The sequence below is a fragment of the Caulobacter sp. P4_E5 genome (assembly GCF_056401555.1).
The window spans coordinates 48,897-63,859 of sequence record NZ_JBFUJD010000002.1 but is presented as its reverse complement, the minus strand read 5'-3'; the positions used below and the strand labels follow the sequence as shown (position 1 = coordinate 63,859).

Genomic DNA, 14,963 nt, shown 5'->3' with positions numbered 1-14,963 from the left:
ACCTATCTGAACACTGTCAACTCAAGTCAGCGGGCGGGTCAAATGAAAAATGACGGCGGCGTCAAGTTCGCTCGAGGCGTGAGTTGGTGAAGGGAATGAAGATCTTCGTGCTGACCGGGGCCGGCGTCTCGGCCGAGAGCGGCCTGGGCACGTTCCGCGACAAGGACGGGGTGTGGACGAAGTACGACCTGAACGAGGTCGCCACGCCCGAGGGCTTCGCCCGCGATCCGGCCAAGGTTCGCGCCTTCTACAACGCCCGCCGCGCCAACCTGGCCGGCGCCACGCCGAACGCCGCCCACCTCGCCCTGGCCCGGTTGGAGGCCGAGCTGACCGCGCGCGGCGGCGAGCTCTATCTGTGCACCCAGAACGTCGACGACCTGCACGAAAAGGCCGGCTCGCGGCGGGTGGTCCACATGCACGGCGAGCTGGCGGTCACCCGCTGCCATCCCTGCGGGGCCACCCGGCCCGACCTGGCGCCGCTGACCGCCGAGTCCGTGTGTGAGGCGTGCGGTCGCGCCGGCGGCGCCCGGCCGCACGTCGTCTGGTTCGGCGAAATGCCGTTGTTCATGGACGAGATCGAGGACGCCCTGGCCGTAGCCGACCTGTTCGTCTCGATCGGCACCTCGGGCTCGGTCTATCCGGCCGCCGGGTTTGTCACGGAAGCGCGGGCGATGGGGATCGCCACCTGCGAGATCAATCTGGAGCCCTCGGCCAACGCCTATGTGTTTGACCAGAAGCTCTACGGCCCGGCCAGTGAGGTCGTGCCGGCCTGGGTCGACAGCCTGCTGACATCACGCTGACAGCGACGGCTGTATTCCTGCCAGCTCGCGTTCCGGAGACCGCCATGCCCAAGCCGCTGAAGCCGCCCGCCGAGGAAGCCGAGGGCCAATGCGCGTGCGGGTCGGTTCGCCTGGCGATCGGCGTCCCGGCGCGCTGGGCCTATCACGACCATTCGGAAGCCAGCCGCCGCGCCCAGGGCTGCGCCTACGCCACCTATGTCGGCAGCTATCGCAGCCGCTTTCGCTGGCTGGACGGCGAGGACGTCGTGACCCGCTATGAGCACGAAGGAACCACGCGCGGCTTCTGCGCCCGGTGCGGCACGCCGCTGTTCATGGAGCGAAAGCGGGCCCCGACCATGATCAACCTGCCGCGCGCCCTGTTCACGACCCGCACCGGCCGCGAGGCGCGCTATCACACCTCGCTCGACCAGACGCCCGACTGGGCCTATGCCGGCGGCAAGCTGGTCCCGCTGAAGGGCTATCCGGGCGTGATGTGGGAGCGGCCGAAGCCGAAGAAGAAGCGCGCGGCGATCGACGACTTTCTCTAGCGGTCTTCCAGCGCGGCCAACACGGTCGGCTGCACCCGCGCCAGCTCGACCAGCCGCTCGACCAGGGCCTCGCGGCTATCCAGCGCCAAGCCGTCGCGCAGGCGGGACATGCGCTCGCGGACCTTGGACAGGTCGGCGGCGTTGGCGGCGGTGACGACGGCCGCCTGGTGCTTGCACGCTCCGAACTTCTCGAAGCCCGGGCAGGTGCATGAACCCTCGCCGGCCGGGGCGCGCAGTTCGACGACATAGAGGGCGCCGGCGCTGCCGGTGACGTGGGCGGTGACCTTCTCGTCCTCGATCGCCACCAAGTCGACGTCGCCTTTCTCGGCCATGGCCGCGCCGCTCTCGAACCAGCGCTCGTCCATGCGCTCGCGCCAGGCGTCCAGATCGAAAAGGCTCATTCCTCGTCCTCTGCGGTGGTGTCGTCGTTCCACACGCCGGAACGGTGGCCGACCTCGTGTGGGGGCGCATCCAATACCGTCGTTCGTGTCGCCGACCCAGGCTTTTCGAACCGTCGCTGGCCGGCGCGGGCCTTACTCGCGAGGCTCGCCGTTTTCCCAGAAGTAGGCCTCGCGCAACGGGTCGTAATAGTAGAAGCGGCCCAGGCGCCGGTCGAAGAACTGGCGGCGTGTGGGCGCGTAGGGATTGGCGGCGGCGGGCGGCGGCGCCTCGGTGCGGTCGGTGACGACGTCGCTATTCTCGTCGGCGGGGCCGGCGGCGCGATCGACCGCATGGGCCGGGGCTTCGTAGAAGACCGTCGCGCCGGTCTCGCCCGGCGCGGTGGCGGCGAAGCGCGAGGTGTCGGCGCCGACCAGAGTGATAAGCTTGGAGAACCGGTTCGGGCCGTATTTCTCGTCCTCGGCCACGTCGAAGTCGAGGTGAAGCTGCACCTCGCAGAGCAGGCCGTTGGGTCGCACCTCCTGGGTGATGCGGGCGACGCCGGCCAGACGGTCGTGGACCTCCTCGCGGCAGGCGGCGTTATCGGGCCAGAGATAATAATAGCGCCCGATCAGGTCGTAGTTGGCGTTGGATTCGTTGCGCCGTTTCAGGTCGTAGATCGCGACCACATCCCGTCCACAGGGGTCGGCGGCCTGGGGCGTCATGCGCTGCACGCCGCGGTAGGACGCCTTGAAGGCGATGGAGTCGGCGAACCGCCGCGCCTGTTCGCAATCGCCCCGAAAGGCGCTTTGGGCGTGGGCTTGAGTCGCGCCCGACAACAGCGCGACGGCGGCCGCCGCCACGAGGGATCGCGTCGCTCGGATCATGGTCTGGCTCCTTGGCAGGTGGCGACGGCGCGCACCTGGCAGTAGTTGACGCCGTTGGGGCAGAGGGTGTCGCCGGCGCGGACCGACAGGGTCTCGCCGCCTTCGCTGTCGCAAGCGGCCCGGCCGGCCAGCTCCACCGCGGAAGAGAAGTTCGCCGTCGGATCGACCTTGACGAAGGTCGAGGCGGTCCAGGTGCGCAGGACCGGCGCTGGCGTCGGCGCGCGCACGGGCGCGACCGGGCGTCGAGGCGGCGGGGGCGCGGGCTTCGGCGGCGCGGGGACGACTGGCGCAGCGCGCTTGGGCGGCTCGACCTTCGGGGCGGGCGGCTTCGCGACGGCCTTGACGGCAGGTTTGGGGGGCGACGGCTTGGCCTTGGGCGGGATGACCTTCCGCACCGGGGCGGGCTTCGGCGCCGGCTTTTCTTCGACCGGCGCCTCGGCGGGTTTGTTGGCCGGCGGCTTGGGGCGCGCCTCGATCTCGACCGGCGGCGGCTTGGCGACGGCGTCGATGCGGGCGAGGCCGCGCTCGCCTTCGCGCTGCAGGATCGAACCGTCGCCGAGCTGGGCCACCCGGGCGTAGAGGCCGCGGGCTGCGGCCAGTCGATCGGCGTCGCCGCCGGCCTGCGACTCCAGAAGCTGGCCCAGCGCGAGCACGGCGTCGGCCCGGCTGCCGGCGGCGGCCTGGCGAAGGCGCGCTTCGGCGGCGGCGGGGTCCGGCGCGCGGCCGCCTTCGCCGTGGGCCAGCATCTGGCCCAGCGCCAGGGCCGCGTCGTCTCGCGCCCGCGCCGTGTCGGGCCGGCCGTCCTCCGCGGCCGAGGCGGCGCGCTGCAGCCAGCCCAGCGCCTGATAGGCGTAGCCGCCACGGTCGAGATTGGCCGTCTCGCCGGCCCGCAGCCGATAGAAGGCGCCCAGTCGCTCCATGGCCGCCGGCTCGCCCGCCGCGGCCCGCGCCGTCGTCTGGGCGTCGAACCGTTCGGGCAAGCGCAGACCCTGGGCCGGCGCGTCGGCGCAGCGCAGGCGCCAGCCATCGGCGGCCGAGAGCCACTGGCAGCCGGTCGGCGCGGCGGGGGCGACGGCTTCGGGCGCCTCGGCGCGAGACGGGGTTCGCGCGCGCGGATTGAGCTTGGGTCCGACGAGGGCGGCGGCCACGGCCACGCCCACGACTGCGAGGCCGGCGGCGGTCCACAGGCCCCGCCGGCGACGGGCCGGCGTCTCGCGGGCGAGCGTCAGCGGCGCTTCGGCGGCGCCCGGCGCCGGCGCGAACGGATCGGCCTCCGCCGCCGGCAAGGGCGGCACGACGAACGGATCGGTCTCCGGGTCCAGCTCTGGCGATGGGGGGGCCGGCGGCGCCTCCGCCAAGCCGTCGAACCAGGGGCTCTCCTCGGGTTCGGGGCCGAGGTCCAGGCCGGCCAACCACGCCGCCGCGTTGGCGGGGCGATCCGCCGCGGTGGGCGCCAGGCCTGCCTCGATCCCGGCGCGCAGGCCGGCGGACACCACGACACCGTTCGGCCAGGCGTTGTCGCCGGCCACGCGGGCGGCGAGGTTGGCGGCCGGCGGCGCGTGGCCGGTGAGCAAGCGCTGGAGCAGGGCGCTGGCGGCGTAGAGATCCGCGGCCGGCCCGATGGGATGGCGCAGGGCGCCGTCATGGGCCTCCGGCGGCGCATAGCCCGGCTCGACCAGGCCTTGCTGGCCGCGCAACAGGCGGAAGAACGGACGGCGATCGACCATGAAACCAGTCAGGCGAACCTCGCCGCCATCGATCAGTACGGCCCGAGGCGAAAGATCGCCGTGGACGACGCCGGCCGTGTGCAGCGCCTCGAGCGCTTCGGCCAGGCGGTGGGCGAAGGCGGCGACGACCGGCTCGGCCACGGGACCGGGGTGACCGGCCAACCAGGCCTCGAGGGATGGGCCGGGCGGCGGCTGCAGCCAGAAACAGCCGCTCGCCGCGCGGACGACGTCCTCGACGGGCAGGGCGGCGCGTGGCGCGGCGGCCCGCAGCTTCCGGCCAAGCGCCTCGAAAGCGTCCTGCGCCGCCGCGTAGAGGTCGGCCACGTCGGGGAGGGCCGTCAGCCGGCCGCCGGCGTCGCGCACGACGCCAGCCGGGGCGAAGCGCACGGCCTCCAGCCTTTCGCCCTCGACCGCGAACGTCTCCAGGGCGCCTTCGCGGCGCAGCGGCCGCAGGCGCAGGGGCTTGCGGAAACCCTCGACCTTCAGGCGGAGCGGCGTTTCGGTCCGAAGGACCGTCATGGCGTGTCTCCACAGTCGGCGACGGCCCGGGTCGCCGCTTCTATGATCCGGTCGGCCTGGCCCGCCGCCGGAGTCTCGATGGGGACGAGGGCCACGCGGATCGGCGTGTCCGAACCGTCCCTACGCCAAACGCTTTCCGAGCCTCCGCCGTTGAGTCCGAGGGTGGCCCGCATCAGGACCGGGTCGGCGGCGAGGCCGGAACAGGCGAAGAAGTGCGGCCAGTCGCGTGCGGCGGGGCTGTCGGCCGCGACCTCTACGGTGAGCCAGCGCGGCGCGGTGGCGTCGACACGCGGCGCCGGCGAAGGCCGGGCCGTCCAGGCGCCCAGGCCGATGGCGGCGAGCCACAGCGCGGCGACGCCGAGGCGCGGGATCCAGGGCGTCATGTCCCGCCTCCGGCGATCCAGGCATGGGCGGCGGGCGAGCGCAGGATGGCCGCGGCGACCGCCAGGGCGGGCGTCTCGGCCTGGCGCTTGTCCTGCAGATTGACCACGATGGTCAGGCCCCGCACGGGCCGACCGTCGACCTGCCGCACGGCGACCACGGCGATGGCGTGCCCGTCCAGCAGTGGAGGCTCGACCGGACGCAGCGGGAGGGTGACGACGCGGCCGTCGGGTTCGGGCTCGAAGTCCCCCGGCTGGCAGTTGCGGTAGCCGCAGGCGTAGCGCTGCATCTCCGCCGCCGCCTGGTCGGCAAGGTCGCGGCGCCCCGCGACACGCACCCGACAGCGGGTCTCCTTGAGGTTCAGGATCTGTCGCGCCGCCTCGGCCCGGTTCCGCGGCGCGACGAAGCCGAACTTCAGCACGCCGGCCGCCGCGTCCCATCGCAAGCCGCAGTCGCTGCGCGCCAGCTGCCGCAGCAGGATCGCGCCCGGTTCGCTCGGCGCCTCGCCGGCGACCTTCATGGTGCCGGTCTTGCCGAACAGGGCGACGTCCGGTCCGTAGCCCATGCCGGCGAACTCGCGGCCGAGCCAGGCAGCGGTGCCGCTCTTCACCACGCGCGACAGGCCGTCGAGCATGGTGGCGCGGACCTGYGGGCTGCGCATCGGCAGGTCGGCGGCCGGCGGATCGGCGGCGGGGGTGAGGCGGGCGCGCACCTGGCGGCCGGTGACGATCCGCGAATAGACCTCGGCCATCTTGATGGCGCTCCAGGTCGAGCGGCTGCCGCCGAGCACGGCCATCAGATAGTCGTTGCGGAAGGAGGCGACGGCGTCGAACCCGAGATGCTCGCGCTCCGGCGCGGCGCCGGCCAACGGCGAGGCGCAGGGCGGCGTCGTCCCGGTCAGGCCCCGCCAGACGCCGACATCGTAGTGGCAGCCGCCGCCCTGGCCGGCGTCGATGTCGAACAGCCGAGCCAGGCGATCGGTCCAGGCCGGGCCGCGTCCGGGTGGTGGGCGCAGGACCCATCCGAACGGCCCTGGCGCCTGCGCCTCGCCGAACACCGGCAAGGGCGGGGTGTCGGTGCGTGCGCGCCCGTCCAGCGACCAGGCCTCGACCGGCGGCGGCTGGGCGCGCGCCGGCCCGGGCGGCGCGGCCGGATCGCGATAGGCCAACATCATCAGCGCCAGGGCGTAGCGGTTGTTGGAATGCTCCAGGAAGGTCGGGAAGTCGGTCATGCCCAGGCCGTGATTGTCGAACCCGCCCTTGCCGAGGTCCATGCCCAGCACGGTGCGGATGCGACCCTTGACGCCGCCTTGCATCTTCAGGGTCGCCAAACCGGGATCAGCGTCGAGGATCGCCAGGGAGAACGGCCCCTTGGCCATCGAGCCGACGGGCAGGCGCTCGAAATTGTGGTTCTGGTCGATCAGGTTCCGGCCTCGGCGCGTGCGGCGCTGGGCGGGCGTAAGGTCGTTCTCAACCAGGGGCCAGGAGGCGACGGCCAACACCTGGCCGCTGGTCGTGTCCATCACCGTGACCGCGGCCTTGAAGGCGTCGCCGGGCTCCGGCTTGGTGTCGGGGGACGGGCTGGCGCGCACCGTGGCGACGCCGGCGGACAGGGCGTCCTGCGCCGTCTGCTGCAAGCGTGCGTCGAGCGACAGCCGCAGGGGCTTGGGCGGCCGACCGGCCATGGCGCGTTCGACCGGTTGCGCCAGGGGCCGCAGGGCCGGGAAGTAAGCGCGGGCGCCCGAGGGTTCGCCGTGGGCGATGTCGGTCGGCCCGCCGTCGAGGCGCAGCCGCAGCACCGACTGACCGGTCCGTAGGGTCAGGGTCTCGCCTTGTGGGAGGGGCGTCAGGGCCACTTCGCCGTCGGCGCGGGGCCGCGCGTCTCGGCCGCCGACCCGGATTTCCAGGATCGACGGGGTCTGCACGCGCACGACAGCCTGGTCTCCGACCAGGATCACCGAGCCGACGGCGTGCGGCGGCGCGTCGCCGTCCTTCAGGCAGATCGAGAGGGCGCGACGCGGCCCGGGCGCGCTCACGCGGCGCGTGGGCATCAGGATGTCGCAGGCGGCGGCGGGCGCGCCTCGCGGTTCCAGCACGATCGGTGGCGGGGGCGGCTCGCCCAGCGGCTGCAGGCGCGGACCTGGCGAGGGGCCGGCGCGGAACAGGATTGGCCCGCTCCAGCCGCCGCCGCCCGAGAACGGCCGATCGAGCTGATGGGCGTAAGGATCGATGCCCTCGACCCACTGGCCGTCATCGCTGAGACGCCAGACCGCCGGGTCCTGGAGGTCGTTGCGCAAATAGGACTCGTTGACGAAGGCGCGCAGACGCCGGTCGTCGCCGACCGGGCCGTCGCGCAAGGCGATCCGCGGCTCGCCGTTGGCGTCGTAGCGCACCGACAGCCATTGCCGCTGGGCGATGGCGTCGACCAGGCGATCATAGCCGCTGGCGACACCCTGGCCCGACGGCCGTCCGAGCGCGGCGAGCACCGCCGGAGCCCCGGCGACGAGCGCGACGACGGCGACCAATGGCGTGGCGATGGCCAGGGCCCGGGCCCAGCCGTTGAGGCGTTTCGGCCGGCGGCTCATCGCTTCGCCTCCGAGGCGTGTTCGGCCAGGCCCCAGACGGCCAGGGCGACCAGGATCGCCCCCTCCAGCAGGTCGCCCCCCGAGGTCGGGGCCAGGAGATAGGCGTTGCGGCCGGTGAAGGGGACCAGCTGCAGGTTGGCCAGGGTCATGTAGGCGGCGGCGCCGAACAGGCACCACAGGGCCAGAAGGCCCGTGGCGCGTCGGGCGTCGAGAACAGCCGGGCGTGTCATGACCCAGACCGCGATCGGCGCGACCGCCAGCAGGGCCAGGAGCAGGCCGGTCGCCAGGCGCCCGAACGGCGACATCAGGTGGATGGCGGTCAGGTTGTCAGTGGCCTGCACCGGCTTGAGGGCCGTGAGATTGGCGGGCGACAGGTAGCCGCGGCCGAACAGCGAGCCCGTATAGTCCGAAAGCTGGGCCGACCAGATCTTCAGGGCCTCTGCCTCGGTCGAGGCGTCCGCGCCCAACGCCTCGGGGGCGGCGATCAGGTAAAGGCGCAGCAGGTTCTGGCTGGCCTTGGCCTGACGGTCCAGCGACGCCAAGGCCTGCTCATCGTTCAGGCCCGACGACATCTGGCCGCGCGACATCTGGGCGGTCTGGCCGAGGCGGTCGGCGCGGGCGGCGCCGACGGCGCCCAGGACGGGCAGGACGAGCAGCACGGCCATCGCCGCGGCCGCCGGCGCCGTCCACGGGAAACGCGCGATCCGTCGGCGCCAGGCCAGGCCGGCGGCGACTCCGGCGATCGGCAGGAACATCAGGGCGTAGCCGCTGTCGCGCACCGTGAACGGGACGGCGAAGGTCGCCAGGGCCAGCAGCGTCCAGAAGACGCCCGGACGGAGCCATCCGGTCGGCCGGGTTTCGCTGGCGGCCAGAACGCGGCCGAAGCCGACCAGGATCAAGGGCGTGTAGACGACGCTGATCGCCAGCACCGTGACTCCGAGATCAATGCGCTCCTTCCAGCCGACCGCCCCGACCGCGAGGCGGACGACCAGGACGATGACCAGCAGCAGGACGCCGGACAGCCAGGACGATCGGGAGGCGGGCCGCTGCCGCCAGCGCGCCGCGAGGCGGCCGAGGGCCGAAGGGGCCGCGCCTCTGGCCGGCGGCGTGTTCGCGGCGCGCCAGAGCACGGCGACGCCCCAGGCGGCGATCAGCAGCAGGGTCAGGACGCTGAGGTGATGGGTCCAGGCCAGCACGGCGGCGGCGGACAGCGGCGGGGCGAGATCCAGCGTCAGGTCGCCGGCTTGGCGTGGCTCGCCGGCCCGCGTCCAGGCCAGCAGGGCGGCCGGCACGGCGACATAGGCGACGGCGGCGTCGCCGAGGATCTCGCGCCAGTCCAGCGTCGGATCGGCCTCGGCGGCGGCCAGGCCGATCAGCAGCCGCAGGGCCAGCAGCAGATGCAGCAGGCTGAGGATCGTCCACAAGGCCGGGCGGCGATGGAACAGGTCCCGGCCGACGACGAGGAGGCTGGCGGTCCAGGCGAGGATGATCAAAACCGCCGGCCAGGGCGTCGCCAGCCGATCCAGCGCCAGATGCGCGGTGCGCAGGGCAGGACCGGCGGCTGGGGCGTCCAGCCTGGCGTGGGTGAAGCGCCCGCAGGCCGGTCCTTGGGGCGCGGGAGGTGCCGAGCGGAGAGCATCGGCCGTGAGGCCGCCGACGATGGCCGCCTCGAGCCCGAGGCGTCGCGGCGTCCCGGTCGGGTCACAATGGCCGACGACCTCGGTCGGCGGCGTCCTGAAGGCGATTTCGGCCTGGCCGTCGCGCTCGGCCAGGGTCAGGCCGCGCCGCAGTTGCAGACGGCCGCGGCGCGCGTCGGGCCCATCGAGGACGCCATCGACGAAGCGCGGCTCGAAGATCTCCACCGTGATCCCGGTTCCGAGCGGGATCGGCGCGGGCGCGGCGTAGGGAACGACCCGGCCGCCGCGCGCGATGCGCGCGCCCGGATCGACGAGAAGGATCGACCAGGCCGAGCCGCCGAACCCGCCCTGCTGAAACAGGAAGCTGCGGGCCGGCGCGCGGGCTCCGGCCTTGCCGACGCAGAGCCAGCGATCGCAATCGGCCAGCACGCCGGAGTCGGGGGCGCTTCTACGGGGGAAGAAATCGCGCAACGGATGGATCGCCTGAACCGGGGTCCAATCGTTGACGCCGCCGAAGGCCAGCAGGGTCTTGCGCGCCGGCATGGCCGGACCGGCGGCGGCTTCGGGCCGTGCTACGACCTCGCCGTCGCGCCAGTCCGCGGGGACCAGGACCCGCCCGCGCAGCATGGCCCAGGCGGCGCCGGCCTTCTCGCAGGGCGCCTGGACGCAGACGGCGTCGCCGTCGGTGAAGGCCAGGGCGGTGGGCCAGGCGAGGCGGCGGCCCTGGCGCAGGCCGATCACGGTCTGCGGCGGCGCGGCGTCGGAGCCGGCGATGATCAGGGCCAGCGGCGGGGCCTCGCCGCCGCGCGAAAGATCGGGCTCGACCGTGGCGAAGCCGGTGGGCAGCCGGGAAACGACCAGGTCGTCGCGGCTGGCGTCGCCGCCGAGTCGCAGCGGGAATTGCCGGACCTCGGCCGTCAGCCGAACCAGGGACAGGCGAAGCTCGCCCGTCCGGCCCTGAAGGGCCGCCGTCAACAGGCATCCCACGACCAGCACGGCCGGCGCCGCGACGCCTACGGCCAGGGCCGCCATCCGCCAGGCCGAGGGTTTGCGCCGCGCCGGCGCGCCGTCCGCCGCCACACGCCAGAACGCCAGCCCGAGCGCCAGGCAGGTCACACCCAGCAGGACGCCGCTCATCCGCTGCCCGCCCTCCGCGCCGCCCCGAAGGTGGACCGACCCAACAACCGCCAGCGGTCGAGCGCCCGCTTCAGGGCCAGAAGGCGCCACAGCGCCAGGCCCACGCCCGCGATCGCCGCCGCGACCAGGCAGGGCCAGCCGAGGCGCGGGCCGACGGCCACGATCACCGGCGAGACCGCGGTCAGGTGCTCGAGGGGCGCTGGACAAAGCTCGGCGTCGTTGCGCACCAGGGCCCGTCGCGCTTCGCGAAAGGCCGGATCGGCGGCCATGCCGGCGCCCTGGCAGAGGTCTCGCTTCAGCGCCGCGCCATGCGGCGTGTCGCCCAGGGCCGCGAGGCGCTCAGCGAAGGCCGGGGTCGGCGACGACCAGGGCTCGAGCTGTGACAGGCCCAAGCGCTCGATCCATGCCCCGCCGCCCCGCGTGGGGGCCGCGCCGACCGTCGAGGTCCCCAGGTGCGGCGCCAGGCCAAAAGCCCAGGCGAGCCCGACCACGGCCAGCACCGCCAGGAGGCCGCTGGCGACCAGCGACCCAACGCCGCCATGCCGGGTCACGGGGCCGGCTCCGCGAGCGGCGCCTCGGCCGGCTGACGCCGACGGAACAGGCTGGCCACCCCGTCCCAGGCGCGCCGCTTTTCGGTGTGTTCCTTCAGGCGCAGCAGGGCGCGGATCAGCTCGGTGACCCCGACATGGCCCAGCCGGTAGTTGATGGTCGTCGATCCGCGCGCCACGCCTTCGAAGGCGGTGGCGAACTGGAAGCTGGCGAGGGCGAACCATTCGTCGATCTGGCGCGCGACCCCTGGGCGCAGGGCGTTGAGGGTCGCGAAGGCGTCGGCCTTGCGCGGCTCGCGCCGGAGGACGCGCAGCAGGTGGGCCGCGCGCGGATGGCCCTGCAGCAGCCGGCGGATCGGCAATTGCACCGCGTCGGAGCGGTGGGTGAGGTCGTCGCTCTTGGAAAGGACGATAAACATCGGCTTGGTCGGCTTCTTGCGCTCGGCGTCGCGGCTGCGGTCGAACACGGCGTAGGCGTCGATCGACGGATCCAGGTCGGGGCCGCCGCGCTCCTCCATCACCACCATCAACTGGGCCATGAGGCCGACGCCGCTGATATATTCGCCGAGCTCCTCGTGCTTGGAGGCCAGGCGTTGCAGCGCCTGCTCGACGCCGCCCTCCAACAGGTGCTTGCGCTCGCGGACCAGGGTCTTGAGCTTGGCCTGAGCCTTGCCGTCGCCGGTCTCCGCCGCCTTGCGCGCCTGGGAAATCATGCGCTTCAGCGTGTCGACTCGGTCGATCAGCGCCTGGGCCGGCGGCAGGCCGGCCGGATCGACGGCCGCGGTTCCGCCGGCGGCGGCGCGGCGCCACAGGGCGTCGTGGGCCAGCTCCGACAGCAGGGTCTCGTCGGCCGGCAGCAGAGTCAGGAAAGCTTGGCCGGTATGGATCACGTGCCGCATCAAGGTGTTGGACTCGCCGAGGAACGAGCCCTCCACGGCGCGCAGGAAGCGCTCGCCCGGGATGTCGATGACGTAGAAGTCGTTGGCGCCCTTGCGGAAGCGGTGGGCCGTGAACTGCACGGTGTTCTCCACGTCGCCCGGCGGCGCGCGGCGCGGATAGCAGGCATAGGCGTCGCCCTCCTGCAGTTCGTACTTCAGCCGGTTCAGGAACCAGGTCTTGCCGGCGGTCGGAAAGCCCAGCAGCACCACGGTGAACACGCCGGACTCGCGGATGCGGCGCAGGGTCTCGATGTCCAGTTCGCGGGCGGCCTGGCCGAGGATGGGGCCGTTGGCGGCGGGATCGGCCTCGGTCGGTTCGGGCGCGAAGGTCGGCGCTTCCGACGCGGCGGCGGCGGCCTGATCGACCTTCTGCTCGACCAGCGCGCGCAGGCTTTCGCTCAGGCCCTCGGGGGGCTGCGGCTCGGAGGTCGGCGGCGCCTGGGGCGGTGTCTGGGGCGGCGTCTGAGGTGACGTTTCTGGCGGCGTCATGCGGCGCAGGGTGTCGATCACCTCGCCCATGGTCACCCCGGGGGTAGGGGCGGGCGCGTCGGAGGCGCGAACCGCCGGCGTGGCCGCGCGGCCCTCGGCCAGGGCGCAATGCGGGCAGTCGGCGAAGTCCTCGCCGGAGAACGCGTTGGTGCACACTTCACAATAGATCATCGCGCCGCCCTCTCCGCGCTGGTCGCGGCGACCAGGGCCCAGGCGGCGCGGGTGAACTCGGCCGGATGGCGCGCCTGGCGCAGGCCGGCGGGGATGGCCCGAGCCGCCAGCGTGGCCGACAGCTCAGGGGCGAAGGTCTTGGCGGCCTCCAGCACTCCCGGGTCGGCGAGGGCGGCGTCGGCGCTGGCCGGCGGCGCGGCGAGCAGGGCCGAAAGGGCGATGCGAAGGCGAGCGTCCTCCAGCGTCCCGCGCGCGCATCGCAGGCGCAACAAGGTTCCGGCCAGCCACCGCGTGTCCTCGTCGTCGAGGCGGGCCAGGGCGGCGTCGAGCGCGGCGTCGAGGAACGGGGCTCCGACCGCCGCGACGGCCTCGGCGAAAGCGGGATCGGCCGCGAGCCGGGCCGCCCACAGGCGAACCACGCCGGTGAGGTCCAGGCGGTGGACGATATCGCCCAACCACGCCGCGACGGCGGGCCTGGCCATCACTGCGTCCAGGCCCGGCAAGGCGGTGAGGGCGACGGGATCGGCGCCGTCGACCAGCCCGCGCACATAGAAGGCGGCGCCCTCCGCGTCGGCGACGGCGACCACGGCGTTGAACGTTTCGGAAACGCCCTCGCGCAACGCCACGCTGACCGCGTCGGCGCCGCCGGCGTGGCGCATCACCGCGCGCAGCAGCGCGATCATCGCCGCGGGGGTCAGCGCGGCGCAGGCCGAGGCGATCTCCTCGAACATCACGTCGTCGGCGGGCAGGCGGGCCTTGTCCTGCGACCACCGGGCCGAGCGCAGGGCGGCGGCGGCCGGCTCCCGCTCGGCGATCGCGGCCAACTTCAGCCATGCTTTCCAGGCCAGGGTGGGTTCGGCGAGAGCCTTGAGCGACAGCAGCTCATGCGTGGCCTGGAAGGCCGCCGGGCTCTCGGCCGAGGCGTGGGTCACGAGCCGGAAGGCGCGGGCCGGGTCGAGATCGCCAGCCGGGGCGATCAGGCTGGTGCTGGCCCATCCGGTCAGGCGCGACCGTCGGGCCGGGGACTCGACGCCCTCGACCAAGGCGCAGAGCGCCGCCTCGGGATCCTCGTCGCCGACGTCGACGGCGACGTCGCCCCAGCCCACGCGTGACGCGGTCAGCGGCCGGGCGACGGCGTTTGTCAGGTCGCCGGGCGAGACCATGATCGGCTCGAGGCCGAAGGCGGCGTCTTCCGGTTCGGGCAACAGACGCAGCAGGCGGGGCGAAGCCCAGTCGAGGGCCTCGAGCAAGGCGGCGTCGACGACGAGCAAATGGGCGACGGCCACGGGGCCAAGTTCGCCCTCGCCCAGGTGACGCGCCCGCGCCACGGCGAAGCACGAACCGTCGCCGGCCAGCGGCAGCATGGCCACGAAACGGCGCCGTCGCAGCATGGCCCATCCGGCGAGGGAGAGGGCGAAGTCGGCGAGGCCCGCCTGGCTTTCGGAGGTCAGGCGGGGACCGGCGTAGCGGCGCAGGCCGTAGTTGCGGCCCTGGGCCTTCGGGCCGATGACGGCGGTCGGGACCAAGGCGGTCATTGGGGCGTCGCCGGTGTCGGAGCGGCCGGCGTGGCCGTGGCGGCGCCGACCGGCTGGGTCGAATGCGCAGAAGCGTCGCCGCTGGTCGTGGCGGGACGTCCCAGCGCGCGCGGCTGAGTCCGTGAGGCGGGTTTCGCAGGGGCCGGAACGGCGCGCTGAGCGGGAGGCGGCTGCTCGGTCGTGGGGCGGGGCGCAGGCCGCGCCGGCGCGTCGGGTTCCGGGACAAGCGGCGCGATCGGAGCGGCGGTGGAAGCGGCCGGCGGCGGCGCCGCTGCCGCCAGGGCGCCTTCGGTCCTGCCCGTCCGCACGCCGAGCAGGAAGGCGGCGACCAGCAGCGCGATCATGGCGACGGCGATCAGGCCGAGTCCCCAGGGGGACGCGACCCGTAAAATGCCACCGGCGTTGCCACGGCGTTCGAGCGCCTCGGCGATCCGATCGGCGGCGTCGGCGGTCAGGATCTGATGCTGTTCGGCGACGGCGCCGCGAGCGGCTTCGCTCACGGCGCGGGTCAGGGCGGTCGACATCGCGCCGTCCGGATCGTCCTTCACCGCCTTCCCGGCCCATTCGAGGATCAGGACCGCGAGTTCGCGCCGCAGAAGTTCGACGTCTGGAAAATGGCCGTCCGCCATCGTTCGGTCCTCGTCGCCGTTGGGCAGGCGCAGGCGATCGCGAGCCCGTCGGGGCTTGCCGTCTGCGCGGGCCGAA

12 protein-coding genes are annotated in these 14,963 nt (G+C 73.6%); 2 read left to right on the top strand and 10 right to left on the bottom strand.

Translation table 11 applies throughout. The features are described 5' to 3' along the window. Positions 1-95 precede the first annotated feature (95 nt). Positions 96-800: an NAD-dependent deacylase gene (locus AC1DSO_RS00850; protein WP_477067088.1), complete on the top strand. Its 705-nt coding sequence runs from the start codon at positions 96-98 to the stop codon at positions 798-800. 44 nt (positions 801-844) lie between these two features. Next, positions 845-1,327 (top strand): GFA family protein, encoded by a 483-nt coding sequence (locus AC1DSO_RS00845; RefSeq protein WP_477067030.1) that lies wholly within the window; start codon positions 845-847, stop codon positions 1,325-1,327. On the opposite strand, the gene AC1DSO_RS00840 is transcribed toward AC1DSO_RS00845, so the two are convergent. From AC1DSO_RS00840 to AC1DSO_RS00795, 10 genes are all read right to left on the bottom strand, one after another. Continuing rightward, entirely contained in the window at positions 1,324-1,728 is a 405-nt protein-coding gene (locus AC1DSO_RS00840; protein ID WP_477067029.1) for an SWIM zinc finger family protein, read from the bottom strand. The genes AC1DSO_RS00845 and AC1DSO_RS00840 overlap by 4 nt on opposite strands. A 132-nt stretch (positions 1,729-1,860) precedes the next feature. Next, positions 1,861-2,592 (bottom strand): hypothetical protein, encoded by a 732-nt coding sequence (locus AC1DSO_RS00835; protein ID WP_477067028.1) that lies wholly within the window; start codon positions 2,590-2,592, stop codon positions 1,861-1,863. Next, positions 2,589-4,838: a protein kinase domain-containing protein gene (locus AC1DSO_RS00830; RefSeq protein WP_477067027.1), complete on the bottom strand. Its 2,250-nt coding sequence runs from the start codon at positions 4,836-4,838 to the stop codon at positions 2,589-2,591. Before AC1DSO_RS00830 ends, AC1DSO_RS00835 begins: the two co-directional genes overlap by 4 nt. Beyond that, positions 4,835-5,221 carry a hypothetical protein gene (locus tag AC1DSO_RS00825; protein ID WP_477067026.1) on the bottom strand — a complete coding sequence of 129 codons (387 nt, stop codon included), beginning with the start codon at positions 5,219-5,221 and terminating at the stop codon, positions 4,835-4,837. Before AC1DSO_RS00825 ends, AC1DSO_RS00830 begins: the two co-directional genes overlap by 4 nt. Next, positions 5,218-7,803 (bottom strand): hypothetical protein, encoded by a 2,586-nt coding sequence (locus AC1DSO_RS00820; protein WP_477067025.1) that lies wholly within the window; start codon positions 7,801-7,803, stop codon positions 5,218-5,220. The genes AC1DSO_RS00825 and AC1DSO_RS00820 overlap by 4 nt, the downstream gene beginning before the upstream one ends. After that, positions 7,800-10,577 carry a hypothetical protein gene (locus AC1DSO_RS00815; protein WP_477067024.1) on the bottom strand — a complete coding sequence of 926 codons (2,778 nt, stop codon included), beginning with the start codon at positions 10,575-10,577 and terminating at the stop codon, positions 7,800-7,802. The genes AC1DSO_RS00820 and AC1DSO_RS00815 overlap by 4 nt, the downstream gene beginning before the upstream one ends. Next, positions 10,574-11,128 (bottom strand): hypothetical protein, encoded by a 555-nt coding sequence (locus tag AC1DSO_RS00810; protein ID WP_477067023.1) that lies wholly within the window; start codon positions 11,126-11,128, stop codon positions 10,574-10,576. The genes AC1DSO_RS00815 and AC1DSO_RS00810 overlap by 4 nt, the downstream gene beginning before the upstream one ends. After that, positions 11,125-12,723, bottom strand: a complete 1,599-nt coding sequence (locus AC1DSO_RS00805; RefSeq protein ID WP_477067022.1) for a hypothetical protein — start codon at positions 12,721-12,723, stop codon at positions 11,125-11,127. Before AC1DSO_RS00805 ends, AC1DSO_RS00810 begins: the two co-directional genes overlap by 4 nt. After that, a complete protein-coding gene (locus AC1DSO_RS00800) occupies positions 12,720-14,258 on the bottom strand; it encodes a hypothetical protein (RefSeq protein ID WP_477067021.1) in 1,539 nt (512 codons plus the stop codon). Before AC1DSO_RS00800 ends, AC1DSO_RS00805 begins: the two co-directional genes overlap by 4 nt. Beyond that, a complete protein-coding gene (locus tag AC1DSO_RS00795; protein WP_477067020.1) occupies positions 14,255-14,887 on the bottom strand; it encodes a hypothetical protein in 633 nt (210 codons plus the stop codon). The genes AC1DSO_RS00800 and AC1DSO_RS00795 overlap by 4 nt, the downstream gene beginning before the upstream one ends. Between the last annotated feature and the right edge of the window lie 76 nt (positions 14,888-14,963).